This window comes from Proteiniphilum acetatigenes DSM 18083 (assembly GCF_000380985.1).
Taxonomy (GTDB): domain Bacteria; phylum Bacteroidota; class Bacteroidia; order Bacteroidales; family Dysgonomonadaceae; genus Proteiniphilum; species Proteiniphilum acetatigenes.
Map to the genome: position 1 here is coordinate 150540 of NZ_KB905698.1, position 24064 is coordinate 174603.

The 24064-nt window shown below is 44.7% G+C and carries 14 protein-coding genes; all 14 read left to right on the forward strand.

Annotated elements, in window-relative coordinates; genetic code table 11:
- Window positions 1-36 precede the first annotated feature (36 nt).
- The 14 genes from F597_RS0112400 to F597_RS0112470 all read left to right on the forward strand — a co-directional run bounded on the left by F597_RS0112400 (window position 37) and on the right by F597_RS0112470 (window position 24040).
- The gene (locus F597_RS0112400) at window positions 37-1593 is read left to right on the forward strand and encodes a sulfatase family protein (protein ID WP_019540072.1); all 1557 of its coding nucleotides are present in this window, start codon (window positions 37-39) and stop codon (window positions 1591-1593) included.
- A gap of 401 nt (window positions 1594-1994) precedes the next feature.
- Entirely contained in the window at window positions 1995-2561 is a 567-nt protein-coding gene (locus tag F597_RS0112410; RefSeq protein WP_019540074.1) for an RNA polymerase sigma-70 factor, read from the forward strand.
- A gap of 127 nt (window positions 2562-2688) precedes the next feature.
- Complete coding sequence (locus F597_RS20750) at window positions 2689-3684, forward strand: FecR family protein (protein WP_019540075.1); 996 nt, start codon at window positions 2689-2691, stop codon at window positions 3682-3684.
- Between the two features lie 256 nt (window positions 3685-3940).
- The gene (locus F597_RS0112420; RefSeq protein ID WP_019540076.1) at window positions 3941-7243 is read left to right on the forward strand and encodes a TonB-dependent receptor; all 3303 of its coding nucleotides are present in this window, start codon (window positions 3941-3943) and stop codon (window positions 7241-7243) included.
- 183 nt (window positions 7244-7426) lie between these two features.
- Window positions 7427-9265 carry a RagB/SusD family nutrient uptake outer membrane protein gene (locus tag F597_RS0112425; protein ID WP_019540077.1) on the forward strand — a complete coding sequence of 613 codons (1839 nt, stop codon included), beginning with the start codon at window positions 7427-7429 and terminating at the stop codon, window positions 9263-9265.
- Window positions 9266-9372: 107 nt separating this feature from the next.
- The gene (locus tag F597_RS0112430; RefSeq protein ID WP_019540078.1) at window positions 9373-12378 is read left to right on the forward strand and encodes an FAD-dependent oxidoreductase; all 3006 of its coding nucleotides are present in this window, start codon (window positions 9373-9375) and stop codon (window positions 12376-12378) included.
- Between the two features lie 147 nt (window positions 12379-12525).
- The gene (locus F597_RS0112435; RefSeq protein WP_019540079.1) at window positions 12526-14232 is read left to right on the forward strand and encodes an FAD-dependent oxidoreductase; all 1707 of its coding nucleotides are present in this window, start codon (window positions 12526-12528) and stop codon (window positions 14230-14232) included.
- Window positions 14233-14234: 2 nt separating this feature from the next.
- Window positions 14235-15878 carry an FAD-dependent oxidoreductase gene (locus tag F597_RS0112440; RefSeq protein ID WP_019540080.1) on the forward strand — a complete coding sequence of 548 codons (1644 nt, stop codon included), beginning with the start codon at window positions 14235-14237 and terminating at the stop codon, window positions 15876-15878.
- Between the two features lie 7 nt (window positions 15879-15885).
- A complete protein-coding gene (locus F597_RS0112445) occupies window positions 15886-17310 on the forward strand; it encodes a carbon starvation CstA family protein (protein WP_019540081.1) in 1425 nt (474 codons plus the stop codon).
- Between the two features lie 81 nt (window positions 17311-17391).
- Complete coding sequence (locus F597_RS0112450) at window positions 17392-18420, forward strand: sugar phosphate isomerase/epimerase family protein (RefSeq protein ID WP_044060301.1); 1029 nt, start codon at window positions 17392-17394, stop codon at window positions 18418-18420.
- 2 nt (window positions 18421-18422) lie between these two features.
- Window positions 18423-19934 carry a sulfatase-like hydrolase/transferase gene (locus F597_RS0112455; RefSeq protein ID WP_019540083.1) on the forward strand — a complete coding sequence of 504 codons (1512 nt, stop codon included), beginning with the start codon at window positions 18423-18425 and terminating at the stop codon, window positions 19932-19934.
- 369 nt (window positions 19935-20303) lie between these two features.
- Window positions 20304-21584 carry an acetylxylan esterase gene (locus F597_RS0112460; protein WP_019540084.1) on the forward strand — a complete coding sequence of 427 codons (1281 nt, stop codon included), beginning with the start codon at window positions 20304-20306 and terminating at the stop codon, window positions 21582-21584.
- Window positions 21585-21650: 66 nt separating this feature from the next.
- Window positions 21651-22580 carry an alkaline phosphatase family protein gene (locus tag F597_RS0112465; protein WP_019540085.1) on the forward strand — a complete coding sequence of 310 codons (930 nt, stop codon included), beginning with the start codon at window positions 21651-21653 and terminating at the stop codon, window positions 22578-22580.
- A 2-nt stretch (window positions 22581-22582) separates the two neighbouring features.
- The gene (locus tag F597_RS0112470) at window positions 22583-24040 is read left to right on the forward strand and encodes a sulfatase family protein (RefSeq protein ID WP_019540086.1); all 1458 of its coding nucleotides are present in this window, start codon (window positions 22583-22585) and stop codon (window positions 24038-24040) included.
- Window positions 24041-24064 lie beyond the last annotated feature (24 nt).

Below are 24064 nucleotides of genomic sequence, written 5' to 3' on the forward strand. Positions count from 1 at the left end.
CTTTAATCAATATAATATCTAATAAACTTTCCAATTATGAGACATTTTTCTACCCGGTCAGTCCTCACTTTTGGTACCTGTCTGGCACTTCCCACGCAGGCACAGGAGATAAAACAAGAAGCAATCCAGGAGAAACCCAACATTGTGTTGATCTATGCAGATGATATAGGGTATGGAGACCTTTCGTGCTACGGAGCTAAGCGTGTAGAGACTCCTAATGTGGATCTGCTCGCCGAAAATGGTGTTCGTTTCAGTAATGCCCACTCTGCCGCAGCAACCAGTACCCCTTCACGTTACGGCCTCTTTACGGGTGAATACCCATGGAGAAGGAATGGTACAGGAGTTGCCCGAGGTGATGCAGGTTTGATCATCAAACCGCATCGATACAATGTGGCAAAACTAATGAAGGAGGCGGGTTATACCACCGGAGCGGTAGGAAAATGGCACCTAGGCATCGGAGAGGAAACTGGTACCCAGAATTGGAACGAAAGAATTACTCCCGGCCCGTACGAGATTGGATTTGACTACTCCTACCTTATGGCGGCAACGGGCGATAGAGTACCCTGTATCTATCTGGAAAACCAGGAAGTGGCAAACCTCGACCCCAATGATCCGATCAGCGTAAGCTATTCGCAGAACTTTCCCGGAGAGCCTACCGGCAAGGATAATCCCGAACTGCTGACAAAATTGGGGCCAAGTCCCAACCACGGACACGATCAGAGTATTATCAACGGGATCTCCCGTATCGGCTTTATGAAAGGGGGCAAGGCCGCTCTGTGGGAGGATGAAACGATTGCCGACAGTATCACCTCACACGCTGTCCGTTTTATAGAACAGAATAAAGAGAAACCCTTCTTCCTTTATTTCGGCACCAATGATATCCATGTACCGCGCTATCCGAACGAACGGTTCCGGGGCAAAACCGATATGGGACACCGGGGCGATGCAATCGTCCAGTTCGACTGGTCGTTAGGTGAAGTGATCCGTGCATTGAAAGAGGCGGGTGTGTATGAGAATACGCTGATTATTTTGTCGAGCGATAACGGCCCGGTGGTGGATGACGGCTACGCAGACGAAGCCGTGGAGCGCCTGATGGATCATAAACCGTGGGGACCTTACCGGGGCGGTAAGTACAGTATGTTTGAAGCAGGAACAAGAGTACCTTTTATTGTTCACTGGCCGGAGGTGGTGCGGCCAGGTATTTCCGATGCGCTGGTTTCCCAGATCGATCTGTTGGGTACGCTGGCTGCTTTGACGGGTATTGAGCTGGAGGAAGAAAAGTTGAGTGATAGCAGGAATCAACTTCCCGCATGGCTCGGTCTCGATAACGAAGGACGTGAATACCTGATTGGTGCCGGTACTTCGCTTATGATCCGCACCAAAGACTGGAAATATATTGAGCCAAATAATGGCAGTGCATACCAAAGGCTCACCGATATTGAAATGGGGAACAATCCAGAGGACCAACTCTACCATTTACGCTATGACCGGGGAGAGTACGATAATGTGGCTGGAAAGAACTCCCTGAAGGTAAGATTTTTTAAGCAGATACTCGAAGAGGAGAAGAGTAAAGGCGTAGGGTTGAACCTGTAAGAAAGAACCGTATCAAAGGAAGAGGTTGCTCAGACATTGGACTGAACAACCTCTTTTTTGAATTAAAATTACTGATTTATCGAATTTTACAATGGATATTGTTCCCTGACAGGATCATCATATTGTTCCTGTAACCATTTCAGTTCGGATTTCAAATCTAATAATGATGCTGTCATATTCCACTAGTATTCCCATAAGGAAAGTTCTTTTCCTTCTAAATTATCCTGGTAGAATTTATCAATAATGGGCTCGTAGTGTTTGTCCCACACCGCTTTTTGTGCCGGATTCAGCCGTGCATATTCGCCATTCTCATACGTTCATCGACGATTTCACCAACAAACCGGAATAGTTTCTATAAGAATTTATATACCTTTGTCCTTAATCAAAAGGGTCAGAACGCATTGAAAGGCAAAACAATCCATATACATTCTAATATCCTTCGTCTTCTGCGGCAAGGAGATGAAAAGGCCTTCGAATACCTTTTCCATCACTATTACAATCAAATCTATACGTTTGTCCTGAATACCCTTTTCGATAAAACATTTGCCGAAGACATTACCCAATCCGTTTTTGTTTCTCTTTGGGAAAAAAGAGAAATGATCGATCCTGAAGCCAAAATCGCCCCTCTTCTTTATACCATCGCCCGAAATCATGTATACAGACAAACCGAACAATTACTACTGAAATATAAATACGAGCAATCTCAACAAGAAAATATGCAGGAAAGCAATGATATTGAAGAAGATTTGAATAATCGTTTTCTGGAAAATATTCTTTCAGAATTTATCGAGAAACTACCTTCGGAACGACGCAGGATCTTTCTGTTGAGTCGAAAAGAGAATCTATCAAACAAAGAAATCGCCTCCCGGTTAAACATTTCCGAGAAAACAGTGGAAACACAAATAAGACGCTCTCTTATTTTTTTAAGAGAAAAGATGAAATACTACCTTAATATTGTCTTACTTTAATTTATTTATACTCCTAATTTTGTCGCTCGTTAACAAGCTGAAATATTAATAAATATTAATTTACTGTTAAAAACAATATTCCTGTAAGGATTTCGCACCTATTACGTATAATATATCAAGAATGAATATGTCAGAAGAAATTATAGGGCTGGTTGAAAAGTTTCTCTCCAATTCTATATCGAAGGAGGAAATGCATGGGTTGCTACAGGCTTATCAAAAAAAACAAATAAGTGAGAAGCAACTTGATGAATATTATGCAAGTAAATGGAGAAATGCAGAACAATATTCATCACCATTTGCTGATGAAAGTAAGAAGAGAGTATGGGAACAATTCCAGAAGCATATATACCAAAGGTCGCAGATGGCGCCGAAGCAGAAAAGCAGATGGCTCTTGTACGCGGGTGGGGCGGCCGTTGCGGTTTTATTTTTTATACTGGGTATATCACTCCAACTGATCCGTGAGAATGCACAGCAAGAGCTTGTGGTTACGGTTCAAAACGGACAAAAGGCAAGTGTTCAACTCCCCGACGGGTCTCACGTGCAACTCAATTCGGCAAGTGAATTGCGGTATTCCCCGGATTTCGGGAAGAAGAACCGTACTGTACAACTGGCAGGGGAAGCCTATTTTGACGTAAAAAGCAATCCGGATAACCCGTTTATTGTGCTGACACACTCCGGCTTCCAGGCAAAAGCGCTTGGGACAAAGTTCAATATCAAGTCTTATATTAACGACAAACAAATAACCGGAACGCTCATTGAAGGCAGTATTGAAGTAAGCAGTACCCAGTTTTCCGAAATATTGAGCCCCAACGAGCGTATTTCATTCGACACTAAAGAGATGATGTTCTACAAGTCCCGCATCAATAATGCAAATGAAGCTATTTTCTGGATGACAGATCAATTCGTATTCGACAAGGAAACATTAGAAAATATTGCCAAAATGTTGGAAAGAATGTATAATGTGACCTTTTCTTTTACATCATCCGACATAAAAGAAATACAATACAGTGGAAAGATAAAGAATAACAGTATGGAAAACGTATTAAACCTTATCACTATCGTTTCTCCGTTACAATATACAATAACAGGATCACACATTACATTCAGTAAAAAACAGAAATAATAATCCACAAAAATTGACGCCTATGACATAAAACAAAAAACAAAGAACTCTATGCATAACAAAGAAAACCGGAGTAATGTAACGGCATCACTCCGGCAAGAATGCAATTATGCTAACAGCACGGTAGCACTTTAATAGGTAAAAAGGCTGCAAATCGCACTCATAAAAAACAAAATTACTCAATTAGAGTTAATTCCGCGCTTGTTTATCCTTAATTATATCCTAAAACAAACTAAAATCTAAAAAGATTATCTTAATGAACGCACAAATCAAACGAATTGGCATAAGCTGTTTGCTTTTGCTCCTGTTAAATATTGGGCAAAGCATCGCACAAATAAGTATTTCTGCAACGAATACGGAAATAAATAACGTACTTCGTCAAATTGAGGAAAAGAGTGATTATACCTTTTTCTATAGTGACAATTTTCTGGATTTAAACCAGAAAGTGACTATTCAGGCAAAGGACGAAACAATTGAAAACATATTGAATAGATTGTTCCGGAACACAAATATTGGCTATCGAATTAACAATAAACAAATAGCACTGTCCGAAAAAAGCGTACAGAATAGAAATCGTGAAAACATCGCTCAGCAACAAGGCCGGACAATCACAGGTAAAGTTATAGATGAAAACGGCGATCCGGTTATCGGAGCGAATATTATTGAAAAAGGGACGACAAACGGTACGGTTACGGATGTGGACGGAAATTTCTCCTTGAGGTTAGAAGAGAATGCCATACTTCATATTTCTTACATCGGCTATTTACCACAGGATATTACCACCTCAGACAAAATGACTTTTAATATTGTCTTAGAGGAAGACACCAAAGCGTTGGAAGAATTGGTGGTAATCGGCTATGGTACGGCACGTAAGATCGACCTGACAGGTTCAATCTCTTCTTTAAGCGGTGATAAACTGCAAATGAAGAGTACACCGCAGCTTTCCAGCCAATTGCAAGGACAAATGGCCGGCGTACAGATCACACGTTCCAACGGTGACCCATCAGCCGGAGCGACCATCCGTGTGCGCGGAGTCACTACCATGTCAACCAACGACCCATTGGTGATCGTGGATGGCATACCGGGTACCCTTACAAACATTGCTCCTGAAGATGTAAAAGACATCCAGGTACTGAAGGACGCAGCATCTGCCGCCATCTACGGTTCCCGTGCGGCTGCCGGTGTTATCCTGGTCACGACAAAACGTGCCCGGAATAACGAATTCCACCTTTCATATAATGGGGAATACGGCATTAATGCACCCACAGCCAAGCCAAAATTCGCCAATGCAGTACAATGGATGAGTGGCCTTAATGAATTGGCTTTCAACGATGGGGCTTCCTCTCCTCACTCTCTTTACTCGGAAGATCTAATCAACAATTATGCACAACTGCGGGCTGAAGATCCTGACCGCTACGCAGACACCGATTTCATGGACCTGGGGCTAAAGAGCAGTACGCATCACCAACGTCATTCACTCTCACTTAGCGGCGGGACTGATAAACTGAAAACGAACTTCAGCTTTAACTACTATGATTCGGAAGCCCTTATAGATACAAAAAACTATGAGCGTTTTAACATCCGTACCAACAATGACTATACGATCAACAACTGGATCAATGCAAATGTAGACTTGAACCTGCTTTATTCTAACGCGAATGAACCACATCTCTCCATGGGTGAGCTGATGGAACGTGCACCAATCTATAACGCCTATTGGTCTGATGGACGTTTTGCCGATGGCAAAGATGGTGACAACCCCATTGCGCAACGTGATCTGAGTGGAGTACACAAAAAGCAAAACTATGGGGCGGGTGGAAAACTACAGTTAGTGCTCACTCCTATAGAAGGATTGGCTTTAACAGCCATCGTCGCTCCTCAATACTCCTTCTATAAAGGGAAAGATCATAGAAAAAGATATGAGGTCTACCGGATCACTGGTGATCCTATCCCCGGAGTCGGTTATTCCTCAACCAGCCTTAGTGAAGCGCGCAACGACAACCATAGTTTGACGAAGCAGTTTTATGCAAACTATAACCTGCAACTGAAACGCCACTCTATCGGATTGATGGCCGGTTATGAGGATTATTTTTATAAATGGGAAGAACAAGGGGCTTCACGCACCAATTATAGTTTGGTAAACTTTCCCTACCTGGACTTAGGTCCTGAAGATTATCAGTTCAACAGCGGAAAAGCCGGACATAATGCGTATCGTTCATTCTTTGGTCGTATCATGTATTCCTGGGCAGACCGCTATATGTTGCAAGCCAATATCCGTTCCGACGGCTCTTCCCGTTTTGCCGATGGTCATCGTTGGGGCACATTTCCTTCAGTCAGTGCCGGTTGGGTCATCTCTGAAGAACCCTGGTTCAATAAGAGTGTTGTCGATTTTCTGAAGCTGCGCGGTTCTATCGGACAGTTGGGTAACGAGCGTATTGGTTCGGAATTCCCCTACCAGGCAAGGTTGTCTTTCGGTACCGGTTTTATTCCCAATGCTTCTACCGGGGTTGCTGACATTGTGCAGACAGCTTATCAGATGGACTACGCGTTCAGGGACCTGACCTGGGAAACAACGACGACCTATGGTATCGGTGCAGACATCAACTTGTTAAAGAACAACCTACGTGCCTCGGTAGATTACTATTACAAAAAGACGACGGATATGTTAATGGAGGTAGGATTCCCCTCCTATTTCGGTTATAACGCACCGCAAAAAAATGCTGCCGACATGAACACGACTGGTTGGGATTTCGAACTTTCCTGGAACGACCGGATCAGAGACTTCCACTACGGTGTAAGTTTCAACTTATATGATTATCGTTCAAAAATGGGATATATGGCAGACAGACAAAGGATTGACGATAACAGAATCACCGAAGAAGGTTCTTACTATAATGAATGGTATGGTTACAAGAGTTTGGGGATTATTCTAAATGAAGCGGCCATGCTGGACGAAAATGGCAACCAGATTCCCGTTCTGACCAATAACGACAAGGCTGGCAATATCCGCTACCAGGATATTGATGGCGATGGTAAAATCACCGCTTCCAACGATCGTGTACGTTTGGGGAACTCTTTGCCGGAACTGCAATACGGCGGATCTCTCTGGGCTGAATGGAAAGGGTTCGATTTCAACTTATCATTCCAGGGGATCGGACACCAACGTGCTTATTGGTCATGGCCAGGCACACCGTTCAATTATCAAGCCTATGCCAGCCCGTTGAATCTGATCGAAAGCCATTGGAGTCCCACGGCTACGGATGAGGAAAATGCTAACGCAAAATATCCGAAATTGACAACCAACAATGCCAATATTTACGCCAGAAGCGACTTCTACCTTTTCAACGGAGCTTATATGCGTATCAAAAACATCACATTGGGATATACCCTTCCGTCCGAAATCACAAAGAAATTATCTGTCAACAAGTTGAGAGTTTATTTCAGTGCCAACGACCTGCCCGCTTTCTCAAAATATCCCAAAGGATACGATCCGGAATGGGATCGTAGCGGCGATCTCCTCTTGTCCTCTTATATTTTTGGTCTGAATCTTTCATTTTAATTAGAGAATCCAGTTATGAAACGAGCATGATAATCATTATCACACAAGTACATGATTAAATGCGAGTTCCATATGATACATTTGAACTATTCGCGTTAAGCTAAATGAGCAGAGCCAAACTTGTTTGAGCTATGCCGTAGCGAGCGAATATCTAAATTTATTGAAAATAAAAGTTTTAATCATATGAATAAAATAAGCAAATATTTACTCGCCGGAATAGTGGCATTTGGCATGACTGCTTGTGCCGACCTTGATCTGAATCCATTATCGGAAGGATCGAGTGAGAATTGGTATCACAATGAAACCGAAATAGAAATGTCTCTTAACGATTTGTGGAGACCGGATTTTTTTCCAATTGATGCCATTTTCTGGGATGACGATTTAATGAACCGTAATGGGTCTAACCCTATTACGTTAGGAACGGTAACCTCTCAATGGGGAGATGCTTCAACCCGTTGGACCTCATTATATAAAGCCATCGCCCGTGCAACAAAGGTAATAGAAGCATTGGATAATGGGGTAGCCGAAGGAATAAGCGAAAGTAAAGTGAATCAATACAAGGGTGAAGCCTATTTTATGATAGGATTCGCTTATGGCGAGTTGACGGCCTATTATGGAGATTGTGTATTAAATAAAGGGATGACTCTGGATGAAGCCTATGAGGCAACCCGTTCACCCAAAAGTGAAGTGTTGGCCTACGCCTATGAATGTCTAGATAAGGCAGCCGAATACTTGCCGGACTCCTACAAAGCGCAACAACGGCCGACCAAAGGGGCTGCCCTTGGCTTTAAAGCCCGTTTCGCGCTCTTCCACGAAGATTGGCAAACAGCAGCGGATGCCGCAGATAAATGTATGAAGTTGGGCGTTTACCAATTGCACGACAACTATCGCGAAATGTTCATAGCAAACAGTTCTCCCGAATTCATGTTCTATTTCAAAGGTGATTTGACGCTAAAGAAAGGATATGGTTTTATGACGAATGTTCGGGATTTTGTCATTCGTAATATCGGGGGCCACTGTAACCAAAGCCCGTCGTTGGAGTTGTTTTGCTCTTATACCTGTACGGATGGTTTGCCTATCAATCAGTCTCCACTCTACAATCCGAAAGATCCGTTTACCAACCGCGACCCGCGTTTAGCGATGACAATCCAGCCGTTCAAGACAAAGTACTCTTCCGATTACGCAGAATATGAAGCATCTAAAAAAGATGGTACATTCCCTGAAAAATATCCGGACTATATCACGCTGGGTTATGAATTCAACCCCAGTCCTTATGCCAATAAAGTATATCAAGTGGCTACCGGCAACATGGTGGTTAATACTGATTCGAAAGCTTCAAACCAACATTCGGCGTACAACGGACTGATCATTCGTAAATTCGTGAAAGATGATTGGAAAGATTTCAATAATTACGGTTTAGTGGCAGACAACTGCTATCCTTACTTGCGTTATGCCGAAGTTCTGATGACCTATATCGAAGCTAAGAATGAGATGGGGCAGTGTACTCAGGAAGATTTGGACAAAACCATCAACCTGTTGCGGGAACGTGCTTACCGGGGAACCGGGATCGCTTACCCACGTGTAGAAGTAGCTTCGCAGGCTGCTTTACGTAAGATCATCCGCATGGATCGCCGTTCGGAATTTGCATTCGAAGGGGTGCGCTATCGTGACCTGTTGCGTTGGCGTATCGCTGAAAAATCGCATAACAAATCGATGTACTACCTGTCCCGTGCCTGGTCCAATTCCGCCAACTGGAATGGTTTGACCGGCAGTGAATCAAACATTGAGCTGTCTCAGGATTTCCTAACCTTACTGAAGAACTGGGACGAAGGTAACTACCCCATCGGTGGCATACCGACAATCGACGAAAACGGCCTGCCTGACCTTTCACCGATGGAAACAGCGGGATATATCACCACGTTCTATAAAATGTCGTTCGATGCAAAGAAAAACTATCTATGGCCCATCCCAGCCAACGATATTCTGGTCAATAGCAATTTAACGCAGAATGATGGTTATTAATATTTTCTGATATTTACCCCAGTTGTAGGATCTGTTTATCCGGAGGATTTTCAGATTACAACTGGGGTGTTTTTTATGTTTATCTCATCCCATTCTTTTAAAAGTATATGATTACACGACGTGATTTCCTAAAAGTAACGGCAGCCGGCAGTGCATTGACCTCGTTAGGCAGCGTGGCGGAAGCAAAGGTCGCTATGCAGACTATTGTTCCGGACGAAAAATTCTGCCATGAAGGCCCGCGCAAGATACCGGTGATTGCCGAAGTAGATATTATAGTAGCAGGAGGGAGCTCGCGTGCCGTTGCAGCAGCGATTGCAGCAGCGAAAGCGGGCAGCCGGGTTTATCTGATCTGCTATATGCCTTACCTGGGTGAAGATATATGCGGTTCGTATCTATATGATCGGGAGGAAGAGGAAAAACCGCAAACAGCCCTTGCAAGCAAACTCTTTCCCGGAAAAGATTACCCGACTCCTCTTCACATAAAGAAAACCCTGGAAGACGAACTAATTGACAACAACGTTCAGTTCCTTTACAGCAGTTATATAACGAATGCCCTGACCGATCCGGCAGGCAAACCGGCAGGATTAGTGATAGCCAACCGTTCGGGCAGGCAGGCCATCCGCTGCAAAGCGGTTATTGATGCAACACATAACGCCTCTGTCGCCGGATTGTTTGGAGTAGAACGCAAACCTTTTACCGCCGGTACACAGGAATTCTGCTATACCGTAGTAGGAAACAAAAAAAAGGAAGCTTCGGAAATCATCAAAGCCGAAGAGTTATCCCAGCCTATCAGGGTTGGAGAAAAAAGCTATCCGGTCATACGCTATACTTTCCGTCTGCTGCTTAAGGATGAGTCATACGCTTCATTGGCAGAAGCCGAACAAATCATCCGCAACCGGACGTGGGATATCGACCAGGTCGATAGTTCCGATTTGCTCTGGTATATTCCGAAACAGACAATTATTAGCGAACAGGCCTACAACGGAAATCCGGCTTCCCTGCGCAAACTACCGATACAGGCATTCAAATCAAAGAATATGGCTAATCTTTGGGTACTTGGTCTTTGCGCCGAAATACCAAGAGAACTGGCAGCCAAAGTAATGCGTCCTATTCCGGCTTTATTCATAGGAGAGATGATGGGTGAAATGATTGCCGGACAGATAAAAGATATATCCATACCGACCCAGGCTGTTGTCCACCAGCACAAGATTAATGCTTCAAACTACGGACAAATAGGTGAACAACTCTCTCCTTTGCGTCCATCCCTCCAAAAAGGCTTCATCGACTCTCCGGCAGGCGTACTCCCGGTTTTGGGCAGTTATGACGTTGTTGTGATAGGAGGTGGCACAGCTGGCGCTTCTGCCGGAATATCTGCAGCTAAACAAGGGGTCAATACACTGGTACTGGAATACTTGCACGGGCTTGGAGGATTAAGCACACTGGGAATGATCGGTGTCTACTGGGACGGCTTCCGGGGTGGATATACAGCTCAGATGGATAAGAGCGTTCTGGCAATGGCGCCAAAAGAACATCCAAGACAGCCCAAAGGGGAAGGACGTTTCCCCGCCGACTGGAAAATGGAATGGCATCGCAGAGAATTGATGGAAGCAGGAGGAAAGCTCTGGTTCGGTGTGATGGGATGCGGAGTATTGACAGAAGGCAATCAGGTAAAAGGTGTTATTGTAGCCACTCCGTTCGGACGAGGCGTTATCCTTTCCAAAGTTTTGATAGACAGCACCGGCAGTGCAGATATAGCCATTTCCGCCGGTGCAGCTTTTGAATACACAGGCAAAAAAACAATCGCCGTACAAGGTGCGGGAACCGGGAAATGGGCACCGGGCGATTATTACAACAACAACGACTGGCTGTTCATAGACGATACGGATATTCTGGATGTTTCGCGTGCTTTTATACAAGCCAAAACAAAGCTGCAAGGACAGTACGACCTGGTGAAAATACCCCAGACACGCGAACGCCGTCGGATCATCGGCGACTATATTATCTCGGTCTACGACGTAATCAACCAGCGCCGTTATCCCGATACGATCTCTTATCACAAGAGTTCGTTCGATACACATGGCATGATTATCGACCCGTTCTTCATCCTGAACCCACCGGAAAAGCGGCATACGATTTACGATGCGGATGTCCCGCTACGCAGTCTTCTGCCCAAAGGTCTGGAAGGTATTCTGATAACCGGACTGGGGGCTAGTGCCCACCGGGATGCCATGCCGGTGATTCGTATGCAACCCTGCCTGCAAAACCAGGGATATGCAGTCGGTTATCTTTCCGCCTTATGCGTCAAAGAAAATAAATCCCCCCGTAAAATAGACATTAGGAAGGTACAACGCCATCTGGTCAAAATCGGCAATCTGCCGGAACGGGTTCTGACGGATAAAGAGTTCAAAGGTTTCAGTAACTCCGAAATGAAGAAAGCGGCTGCCAGTGTGATAGACAACTATAAAGGACTTGAGATATTATTGACCGACCACGAACGTTGCATCCAGCTTGTCAATAAACAAATAGCACAAGCAACCATACCGGAGGAAAAAGTAATCCTTGCCAGCATCCTTTGTATCTTGGGACAAGGAAAACAAGCATCGATACTGGCAGAAGCCATCCGGCAGTACAAAGACTGGGATGAAGGCTGGCACTATACTGGTATGGGACAGTTCGGCATGTGTCTTAGCCGGTTAGATGCCCTGATCACCTCGTTAGGGAATGCCCGCGAAACCTCGACTCTTCCCGTCGTACTGGATAAGGCCGGAAAACTGGAACCGGAAGATTATCTCTCTCATTTCCGTGCTATCGCAATGGCTACGGAAGCAATAGGCAGCCGGGATGCAGTTCCTGTACTTGCATCCATGCTAACGACGCCAGGTGTACGAGGGCATTCGATCCTCTCATATGCTGAGGCGCGCAGCAGTACTGTTCCCGGTCTGAACGACACATCCACCCGTAACCGCGCATTGAAAGAATTGCATCTTGCAAAAGCACTTTACCTCTGCGGCGATCAGAATGGCATAGGAGAAGAGGTACTCCGCCGGTATGCCGACAGCCTGCAAGGTCATTATGCGCGTTATGCAAAGGAAATATTAAAAAAAAGTAACTAAAAACAAATTTACCACTATTTATTAAAAAGATATTCCTATTTTTACGGTTCAACATGAAATATAAATAACAACAGGGAAACAATTCATTTAATACCGATCAGGAATATCTTTCTGAAATTACTTTTTTCACATTAAAGAAAGAAAATTATGTTTACAAAAAAAATTATTCGAGCCTTAAGCCTGAGTGTTATCTTTTTGATGCTGAATTATTCAGGAATATTCGCACAAAATAAAAAATACGATGTCATCATTTACGGTGGCACCTCTGCCGGAATTGCATCGGCCATCCAGACATCGAGAATGGGAAAATCGGTAGTGATCATTGAACCGACTCATCGTCTGGGAGGGCTGACGACCGGCGGATTAGGCCAAACCGATATCGGGAATAAACATGTGATCGGAGGAATATCCCGTGAATTCTACCAAAATATCCGGAAATACTACGATGATCCAAAGAACTGGAAGTGGCAGGATAGAAACGACTATTTAGATGAAGGACAAACCAGAACAGCAAAGGGTGAAGATGCCATGTGGACATTCGAACCCTCCGCAGCCTTGAAAGTATATCATCAAATGCTTTCCGGAGAGAAGATCAATATCGTGTACGGTGAAAGATTGAACAGGGAAAGCGGTGTTACTAAAAAGGGTAGCACGATTGAATCAATTGAAATGGACAACGGTGCAAAATATACCGGAAAAATGTTCATAGACGCAACCTACGAAGGAGACCTCATGGCCGCGGCGGGAATCAGCTACCGGGTAGGCAGGGAATCCAACCGCGAGTATGGCGAAACACTGAACGGTGTACAAGCCAACAAAATCAGTGCCACCCTCAAATGGACACTTTCACGAAACGCATACAATCATAATTTTATTGACAGGGTCGACCCCTATGTAGTCAAAGGTGATCCGAAAAGCGGACTCCTGCCCTACATCTCCGAAGGCCCTCCGGGGGTGGATGGCGAAGGTGACGATAAGATACAAGCCTACTGTTTCCGGATGACACTGACTGATCATCCCGACAACCGTATTCCTTTCAAAAAACCGGAGAACTATGATGAGTTGAACTATGAGCTGCTTTTCAGAAACTATGAAGCGGACAACGGGTCGGAGGTGAATCAGATGCCCTGGATCAATTCGCCGATGCCAAACAGGAAAACCGACACGAATAACAGAAGAGGATTCTCTACAGATTTTATCGGGCAGAACTACGATTATCCCGAAGCATCTTATGAAGAACGTGAAAAGATTATACAGGCTCACCGCGAATACCAACAGGGGTTGATGTGGACACTGGCCTATCATCCCAGAATTCCTGAAAAAGTGAGGAATGCCGTATCAAGATGGGGAACATGTAGGGATGAATACGAAGAAGGAAGTAACGGATGGCAGGAACAACTTTATATCAGGGAAGCAAGACGTATGCTGAGCGATTACGTGATGACCCAGAAAAACTGCGAAGGGATAGATACAATAGAAGACCCGGTCGGCATGGGAGCTTACGGAATGGATTCGCATCACATACAGAGATATGTGGATGTAAACGGATTTGTACAGAATGAAGGTAATGTGGAAGCACACGGCTTTTCTCCTTATTCCATTAGCTACCGTTCTATTGTTCCTAAAAAAGAAGAATGTAACAACCTGCTGGTACCCGTGTGCGTAAGCGCTACCCATATTGCATTTGGCTCAATCCGTATGGAACCGGTATTTATGGTATTGGGACAGTCAGCAGCCACCGCCGCATGTCAGGCCATCAAGGAAGGTGTGGCAGTGCAGGATATCAATTATCCGGCTTTACAAAACACTTTATTGAAAGATAAACAGATTGTGGAAATTCAAATCAATAAATAGATATGAGACGAGTAATTCAATTATTTACACTCTTATTTGCAGTTTCTTTTTCCTTTCTATCCTGCAATAAGGATCCGTTAAGTGCGGATGTTATCATTTACGGCGGTACTTCAGCTGCCGTAATCTCAGCCGTTGAGACCGTACAGTCAGGCAAAAGCGTAATCATTGTTTGTCCCGATAAGCACCTTGGGGGATTGACTTCCGGAGGGTTGGGATTTACCGATTCGGGCAACACCAACTCCATCGGAGGATTGGCCCGGGAATTTTACCATCGTGTTTGGCTTCATTATAATGATTCGGCAGCATGGAAATGGCAAAAACATTCCGAATACGGGAATAAGGGACAAGGCACAGTGGCAATGGATGGGGAAAGCAGGACAATGTGGATATTTGAACCCCATGTGGCTGAAAAAATATTCGAAGACCTTATCAGGGAGAATAATATCCCGGTTTATAGGGATGAATGGCTCGACAGGGAGTCGGGCGTGGAGGTCAACAATAACAGGATTATTTCCATGACTACACTTTCAGGCAAGAAGTTCAGCGGAAAAATGTTTATCGACGCTACATACGAAGGAGACCTGATGGCCACAGCCGGTGTATCTTATACAGTAGGAAGAGAATCTTGCTCTCAATATAATGAAGAGTGGAACGGTGTACAGGCCGGTGTATTTCATCACAGACACTATTTCAGTACTCCTATCGATCCGTACGTGATCCCGGGGGACTCTTCCAGCGGTTTACTCCCCTACATTTCCAATGAACCGATACAGCCCAATTGTAGTGGCGACGATAAGATCCAGGCCTATTGTTTCAGGCTGTGCATGAGCAATCACCCTGAAAACAGGGTACCTTTTGAAAAACCTGAAGGATATGATCCTGCCGATTATGAGCTTCTCGCCAGGGTTTTTGAATCGGGATGGAACGAATGGTTTGCAAAGTATGACATTATTCCCAACAGAAAAACCGATACAAACAACCACGGCCCTTTCAGCTCCGATCATATCGGGATGAACTATGATTATCCCGAAGCATCCTATGAAAGGCGTAAAGAAATTATTGAGGATCATACCAATTATCAAAAAGGACTGCTCTATTTTGTATCGACCGACGAACGTGTGCCCGAAGAGATAAGGAGCAGTATGCAGGATTGGGGACTGGCCAAAGATGAATTTACCGACAACGGTAATTGGCCCCATCAGCTGTATATCCGTGAAGCGCGAAGAATGGTCGGAGCCTATGTCACGACTGAGAATGAAGTCCTCGCAAAGATGGATGTGCCTGATCCTATCGGGATGGGTTCCTATACCATGGACTCCCACAATGTGCAACGTTACGTGACAGCAGAGGGATATGTACAGAATGAAGGAGATGTAGGCGTACATCCCGGAAAACCATATAAGATTGCCTATGGCTCAATCGTACCCCAGGCAGGAGAATGTACAAACCTGCTCGTTCCGGTCTGTCTTTCGTCCAGCCATATCGCTTTCGGCTCCATCCGGATGGAACCGGTATTTATGATCCTCGGGCAATCAGCAGCGGCAGCAGCGGTAATCGCCATAGATAATAAAATCAACATACAGGATGTTCCCTATGGGCAATTGGAACAGGTATTGCTTTCTAAAAATCAGATTTTAAATAATTAATCGCTGAATGATCACCTTTATTATTTCGATAATAGCCCTCGTGACAGGATATGCTCTCTACTCAAAATACCTGGAACGAGTGATGAAAGCCGATCCTGGACGTGTTACACCTGCCATTACCTTAAATGATGGAGTAGATTATGTGCCCATGCCCTGGTGGCGTGTATTCCTGATACAATTCCTGAATATTGCCGGATTGGGTCCGATTTTTGGCGCCATTGCAGGGGCAATGTGGGGACCGGTCGCCTTTCTATGGATCGTGCTGGGAACTATTTTTGCAGGGGGTGTGCATGACTATTTCTCCGGGATGCTTTCGGTCAGGCACGATGGCAAAAGTATCACCGAGATAATAGGGATTTATTTGGGAAGACAAGCCAAGCAGGTCATGAGAATTTTTGCGATTGTCCTACTGATCCTTGTAGGCGTTGTCTTTATTTCGGGGCCGGCCGGTTTACTGGCCGGACTTACCCCGCAATCACTCGATTTCACTTTTTGGGTATGGGTGATATTTATCTATTATATATTGGCCACGCTTCTTCCCATAGATAAAATTATCGGAAAAGTATATCCTGTCTTCGGATTTGCACTGCTTTTCATGGCTGTCAGTTTAATTATCGCGTTAATAGTAAAAGGATATCATATACCTGAACTGTCCACTGAGAATTTTAGGAATTTTCATCACAATAAAGAAAACCTCCCGATTTTTCCTATGATGTTCATTACCATCGCCTGTGGGGCTATATCGGGTTTTCATGCCACACAATCCCCTCTGATGGCGCGTTGTTTGAAAAACGAAAAAGAGGGGCGAAAGGTCTTTTACGGTGCCATGGTAACCGAAGGGGTGGTTGCTTTGGTATGGGCTGCCATCAGTATGAGTTTCTTCAACGGCATGAGAGGGCTTAATGAAGTGATGATAGCACAGAACGGTAACGCTGCATGGGTGGTGAATGAAGTTTCCTATTCATTGCTGGGAACATTTGGTGCGATATTGGCAATCTTAGGTGTTGTCGCGGCACCTATCACTTCGGGTGATACTGCTTTTCGCAGCGCCCGGTTAACGATTGCCGATCTCCTCAAAACCTCCCAGAGGCCTATCAGGAATCGTTTGATGATTACTATCCCCCTGTTCGCGATCGGTTTCATGCTGACAAAAATTAATTTCGATGTGATATGGCGTTATTTTGCCTGGGCAAACCAGACACTGGCAGCAGTGGTCTTATGGACCATTACCGTATATTTATTGCAGAAGAAAAAGAAATATTATCTGATAACGCTTATTCCTGCATTATTTATGACAATGGTAGTCACTACATATATCATGCTGGCCCCTGAAGGTTTTTCATTGCCCAAACCTGTCTCTTATGGCATAGGATTATTCTTTGTTATTTTAACGTTCATACTATTTCTGATTTATAAGAAGAAATCGAGATGATTTAAACGTAATGAAGAAAATCAGGATAGATGATCCAAACTAGCCCTTGTTTTAAACATCAAAATGATAAATTACAAGAATATGAAAAACAAAGAAAACACATCCGGCAAATTATCCAGAAGGAAATTTCTTGGCACTGCAGCTTTTGCTGCTACAGGTACACTACTCCCATCCGTTCTGTCTTACGGGAGTAATCCTAAAGTTGTAAGTAAAACGGGGAATACATCTGACCGAATCCCCAATTCTCAATTCTCAGGAGTACAGATTGGTGCAATCACTTACAGTTTCCGGGACCTGAAAGGAGGTTTGGAAGCGACGCTTAACGCATGTATCGAAGCGGGATTAAGTTCCGTAGAACTAATGGGAACAGGTGTAGAGGATTATCTCGGAGCACCGAAAACTCCGGTACAACGTCGCCCCGCCCCCGACAATCCGTTCACCGCTGAAGAAAAGCGCTCCATCGCACAATACAACAGCGAATTGAAAGAATGGAGGAAAACAAATGGTACAATTAACGCTTATACGCACCTTCGCAAAAAATTCAACGATGCCGGTGTAAATATCCATATCTATAAATGGACTGCAGGTGATACCGAAGAAGAACTCGACTATTCATTCAAGGTAGCCAAGGCTCTTGGGGCTATCGGTATAACAGCCGAAATAAATGAACAAAACGCCCGCTTATTAGGGCCGGCAGCAAAAAATAACGGAATGTACGCCATACTTCATAACCATGCTCAGTTTGCTGAACCCGGTTTTGATGTTGACAAACTTCTCTCCTATTCTTCCGCGAATATGTTGAACTTCGACGTCGGTCATTATTTCGGTTCTACCGGTTTGAATCCGGCTGATTTTATCCGCAAGTATCATGAGCGTATCGCGAGTATCCATCTCAAGGACAAAACCGGTCCTGATAATATCACTGCAAAGAATGCCAATCAGGTATGGGGGCAGGGGGAAACACCCATTGCCGAGGTTCTTCATCTTATCAGAGATCAGAAACTACCGATCTATTGTGATATTGAACTTGAATATCCGGTGGCTCCCTGGTCGACTTCGGTAAAAGAGGTAAAGACATGCAAAGAATTCTGCCGCCAGATATTGATATAACGATGTATGCCATCCCTTCCCTATTACTCCTTACCGGTTGTCAGGTAATCACACAGACGCAAGAACAACCGAATATCATTGTGTTCCTTGTTGACGACATGGGATTAATGGATACACAAGTCCCTTTCCTGACAGATGGAAATGGAAATCCACTCCGTTATCCTTTAAACGATTGGTATCGTACGCCGAATATGGAACGAATGGCTGACCAGGGAATTCGTTTTTCCACCTTCTATACCCAAAGTGTAAGTTCACCAACCCGGGCTTCTATTATGACCGGGCAGAATGCTACACGTCATCGAACAACAAACTGGATAAACGCAGAGACAAACAATAAAACTCCTTTCGGTCCGTCTGATTGGAATTGGGAAGGGATAAAGAGCAATACTGTAACACTACCAAAACTCTTGCAACAACACGGGTATCGTACAATTCACGTAGGGAAAGCACACTTTGGACGTCAAGGCAGCGAAGGAGAAGATCCGATACATATCGGATTTGATCTCAATATAGCAGGTTCGTCCATTGGCCATCCGGGTAGTTATTATGGAGAATACGGCTACGGGAATATTAAAGGACAAAAAAGCCGTGCCGTTCCCGGATTAGAGAAATACCACGGTACGGATGTATTTCTTTCAGAAGCATTAACGCTGGAAGCAAAAACGGCTATTTCAAACGCTGTTGAAGAAAAAAAACCATTCTTCCTGTATATGGCACATTATGCTGTACATTCTCCCTTTGAAGCAGATAGACGTTTTATAGATAATTATACTGATGCCGGCAAGTCTGATCAGGCAAAGGCTTTTGCCACGCTTATCGAAGGAATGGATAAATCACTGGGAGATATTATGGTCCATTTAGAGGACTTAGGTATTGCAGAAAATACATTGATCTTCTTTTTGGGAGATAATGGCTCGGACGCTCCGTTAGGTGAAGAGAAAGGACATTTTTCATCAGCTCCTTTACGTGGTAAAAAGGGAACGGAATATGAAGGAGGAACCCGCGCTCCTTTTATTGTCAGTTGGGGAAAACCTGACAATACGCATAAAATACAAAAGAGGTTCTCTGTCAAACAGCAAGGTGTGCAGGAACAACTTGCCACCGTAATGGACCTTTATCCCACAATCCTTTCCTTGACGGGCATTGTAAATCCTGTGAACCATATTACCGATGGCTTCAGTCTGCAGGTCCAACTTACCGGAGAAAGAAATGAAAATCGTCCGGAACGTTTCTTAATGCATTTTCCTCATGCACATCGAGGTAGTTATTTCACTACCTTGCGTCAGAACGATTGGAAAGTGATCTATTGGTATAATCCCGAAACACCTGATACACCAAAGTATGAACTTTATAATCTGGCTCTTGATCCTTTTGAGAAAAAGGATCTTTCTACTATTCGAAAAGACATTTTGAATGAGATGATACAGAAAATGATCGATCAATTAAAGACAGAGGATGCTCTGTATCCCGAAGATAAACAAGGGAACGCAATATTCCCTGTCACACCTCTGTGAATCAGTTATTTATATCTGTTTATATTTCATACAGATATATATTATTTTTTCTGAATTGCGCAAAATACGTAATTTACTTAGTATCCTACCCACATTACCCGGCAGAGAAGGACAACAAACAAAGCATGATTATTTTTATTTCGAGTTTCAGGAATTAGGCGGCTGTCAATTTTTCTCAAGAAGTGACCGCTTAAGTAAGTTTTTTTGCTTACCTTGCCGGAAAATAACAAAACAGTTGATTGCACATGAATTCAAGGTCTTGCTCAGGCCTTGGATAGCATCTTTTTACGGAGTACATACAATGAGAGAACGTTTTCGATAAGTTAAATAAAGGAAATATCAATAAAGCAATAATTAAAACTACCTACAATGAAAAATCGTCTATTTCTACTCTGTTTCTTTATTTTATCTATTTGTTTACAGGTATTTTCTCAACCTGCACGGCAATTGGTACAGGTGATCGTGACACCCGATAAATCAGATTGGACCTATGAAAAGGGTGAGCAGGCCCAATTTCAGATCACGGTGCTGAAAAACAATGTTCCGTTGGAAGGCATCGATGTGAAATACGGTATCGGTCCCGAATTGATGGATGCATGGGAAGAGAAAACCGTTACACTTAAGGAAGGAATAGCTACGATAAAAGCCACACAGTTCAAAGAAGCCGGTTTCTTGCGTTGCCATGCATCAGTAGAGGTAAACGGAAAGACCTACACCTCCTACGCTACTGCCGGATTTTCTCCGGAACAGATTAAGCCGACCACTACACTGCCATCCGACTTCGAACAGTTTTGGGATGGAGCTAAAGCGGAATTGGCCAAAATACCCATGAAACCCGTATTAACTCTGATACCCGAACGATGCACCGACAAAGTGGATGTATACCATGTGAGCATCGATAATATTAAAGGTAAGATTTACGGTATCTTATGTAAGCCCAAAGCCGAAGGAAAATATCCGGCCATACTGCATGTTCCCGGGGCAGGGATCCGCCCCTACTATGGCGATGTATGGAGTGCTGAAAACGGGATCATCACCTTCCAGATCGGTATTCACGGTATTCCGGTGAACCTTGAACAAAAAGTTTACGACAATCTGGGTGCCGGTGCGCTCAACGGTTACCAGACCGCCAATCTGGACAACAGGGACAATTATTATTACAAACGCGTTTACCTCGGCTGCGTGAGGGCTGTAGACTTTATCGAGTCACTCGACTGTTTTAACGGCCGGGATATTGCAGTAACAGGTGGAAGCCAGGGCGGGGCACTTTCTATTATCACGGCTGCACTGGACAACCGTATCGATTATCTGGCGGCCTTTTACCCGGCTCTTTCCGACTTGACCGGCTATCTACATGGCCGCGCCGGAGGATGGCCCCATATGTTCAAAGACAATTTTACCAATAAACCGGAAAAAGTGGAAACTTCAAAATATTATGACGTGGCGAATTTTGCCCGCTTCGTCAAGGTACCCGGTTGGTATAGCTGGGGCTATAACGACAATGTATGCCCTCCCACATCGATGCACGCCGCCTATAATGTCATACCCGGACCTAAAGAGTTGCATCTTTTCCAGGAAACCCAGCACTGGACTTTCCCCGAACAACAGGAGCAGAAAAATAACTGGTTATTCCAAAACCTCTTGAAATAAAAAATATACCGGCAAACCATTCATACCGCAAGTAAAATGGCTATTTGCCTGTAAAAATTTAATCGTATGCAAAAAACGAATCTGACAATTGGCGTTCTTCTCTTACTCTGTATTTTTTCTATCACAGGATGCGGATCAGGCATGCAGGAAAAAGAAAAACCGGAATGGAAAGCCAAACATGTGGTCTTTATCGGTCTGGACGGTTGGGGCAGCTACAGCATGGCAAAAGCCGATATGCCCCACGTACAACAGCTCATGAGCGAGGGCTGTTATACCTTACAAAAACGGACAGTGCTCCCTTCATCGAGCGCGGTAAACTGGGCATCCATGTTTATGGGAGCAGGGCCGGAGTTGCACGGATACACTACCTGGGGGTCTCAGACTCCCGACCTTCCCTCCCGCGAGTTAAACCGGAACGGCATGTTTCCCAACATTTTTAATATGCTGAGAGAAGCTGTCCCCGAAGCGGAAATCGGAGCAATCTACGAATGGGAGGGAATAAAATACCTGGTCGATACGCTTTCGCTGGATTATTACCAGCACGTCCCCAATGATAATAAACTCAATACTGCGCTCACCGGAGCCGCAGTAAAATATATCAAAGAAAAAAAGCCGACCCTGGCGGCATTTATCTATGACAGTCCCGATGATACCGGCCACGCAGACGGGCACGATACGCCCGGCTACTATGCCAAATTGAAAGAGTTGGATGATCAGATCGGTGAAATAATCCAGGCAATGAAAGAGGCTGGTATATACGATAATAGTATAATCATTGTTACTTCTGATCATGGAGGTATCGATAAAGGGCATGGAAGTATCTCGATGATGGAGATGGAAACACCATTCATCATTGCCGGTAAAGGTATTTATCCGGGGAGAAAATTCCAGGAGAGCATGATGCAGTTTGATGTCGCACCTACTATTGCCGACATATTTTATTTAGACCCGCCACAGGTGTGGGTCGGGCGTTCTATGAAACAAGTATTTAATTGAGAATGTATAAGATGGAAGGAAAATCAAAGATAAGAATAGGTGTCTGGGGGACGGCTCTTTCAGCTGCTGTCGCATGCACTCCGTCTCAACAGTCAGAGAAAGCGGGCAAGGAGTTACCCAATGTGATACTGATCCATCTCGACGATATGGGATATGGTGACTTGTCTCTCACCGGAGCTACGGGATACAAGACACCGCATATCGACAGGATGGCCCATGAGGGACTCTTCTTTACTCATTATTACTCACCTCAGGCGGTATCGAGCGCCTCCCGTGCCGGTCTGCTTACAGGGTGCTACCCAAACCGCGTAGGTTTTGCCGGAGCATTAGGCCCCACTTCAGAGGTCGGTATTTCAGAGGAGGAAGAAACCATTGCCGAAATACTTAAAAAGAAAGGATACGCCACTGCAGCCTACGGCAAATGGCATTTGGGAGTACAGCCTCAATTCCTGCCCACCAATCACGGGTTCGATGAGTTTTACGGTATTCCTTACTCCAACGATATGTGGCCTTTCCATCCGACAGCAAAATTTCCCGACCTGCCTCTTTTCGAGAATAAGGAAATCGTGAATCCGGCGGTTTCGCCCGACGATCAGCCCCAGTTTACTACCGATTTCACTCTCCGTACCGTAGACTTTATCAGGAAGAACCAGGACAACCCTTTCTTTATCTATCTCGCCCATCCGATGCCACATGTACCTCTCTATGTTTCCGATAAATTCAAAGGAAAATCGGGACAGGGACTCTACGGTGACGTGATGATGGAGATCGACTGGAGCGTGGGGGAAATTATAAAAACGCTGGAAGAGATGGAGTTGGATAAGCGCACTCTCGTGATCTTCACTTCTGACAACGGCCCCTGGATTAACTATGGTAATCACGCTGGAAGCACTGCCGGTTACCGTGAAGGGAAAGGGACTACCTTCGAAGGAGGACAACGCGTTCCATGCATCATGATGTGGAGAGGTGTTATCCCCGAAGGAACTGTTTCCAACAGCCTCGCTTCCGGAATAGATATCCTCCCCACCCTGGCGGAGATAACGGATGCTCCCCTGCCCGGTCATATCATAGATGGTGTCAGTCTTCTGCCTATACTCAAGGGGGATATAGAGGCTAAACCCCGGGAGATTTTCTACTATTATTACCGGCAGAATAGCCTGGAAGCGGTCAGGCACGGGAACTGGAAACTGGTTTTCCCACATCCGGGAAGGACTTACGAAGGATTTCAGCCGGGGAATGACGGTATGCCTGGAAAAGTGAACGAAGGGTTTCTGTTCCCCGGCGCACTCTATGACCTGCGACGCGATCCGGGTGAACGCTACGATATAAGTAATACTTATCCCGACATTGTGGAAAAGCTCGAACAAGTTGCTGAGGAAGCCCGCAGAGATCTGGGTGACGAACTCACCGGGAATGAGGGTCAAAACCGCAGGGAACCCGGAAGAGTTTCGATACAATAGGATGGACTTATACTGCGGGTTCTC

Coding starts and splice junctions, on each gene's coding strand:
- F597_RS0112400 (WP_019540072.1), top strand. CDS start 37: ATGAGACATTTTTCTACCCGGTCAGTCCTCACTTTTGGTACCTGTCTG.
- F597_RS20750 (WP_019540075.1), top strand. CDS start 2,689: ATGTCAGAAGAAATTATAGGGCTGGTTGAAAAGTTTCTCTCCAATTCT.
- F597_RS0112420 (WP_019540076.1), top strand. CDS start 3,941: ATGAACGCACAAATCAAACGAATTGGCATAAGCTGTTTGCTTTTGCTC.
- F597_RS0112425 (WP_019540077.1), top strand. CDS start 7,427: ATGAATAAAATAAGCAAATATTTACTCGCCGGAATAGTGGCATTTGGC.
- F597_RS0112430 (WP_019540078.1), top strand. CDS start 9,373: ATGATTACACGACGTGATTTCCTAAAAGTAACGGCAGCCGGCAGTGCA.
- F597_RS0112435 (WP_019540079.1), top strand. CDS start 12,526: ATGTTTACAAAAAAAATTATTCGAGCCTTAAGCCTGAGTGTTATCTTT.
- F597_RS0112440 (WP_019540080.1), top strand. CDS start 14,235: ATGAGACGAGTAATTCAATTATTTACACTCTTATTTGCAGTTTCTTTT.
- F597_RS0112445 (WP_019540081.1), top strand. CDS start 15,886: ATGATCACCTTTATTATTTCGATAATAGCCCTCGTGACAGGATATGCT.
- F597_RS0112450 (WP_044060301.1), top strand. CDS start 17,392: ATGAAAAACAAAGAAAACACATCCGGCAAATTATCCAGAAGGAAATTT.
- F597_RS0112455 (WP_019540083.1), top strand. CDS start 18,423: ATGTATGCCATCCCTTCCCTATTACTCCTTACCGGTTGTCAGGTAATC.
- F597_RS0112460 (WP_019540084.1), top strand. CDS start 20,304: ATGAAAAATCGTCTATTTCTACTCTGTTTCTTTATTTTATCTATTTGT.
- F597_RS0112465 (WP_019540085.1), top strand. CDS start 21,651: ATGCAAAAAACGAATCTGACAATTGGCGTTCTTCTCTTACTCTGTATT.
- F597_RS0112470 (WP_019540086.1), top strand. CDS start 22,583: ATGTATAAGATGGAAGGAAAATCAAAGATAAGAATAGGTGTCTGGGGG.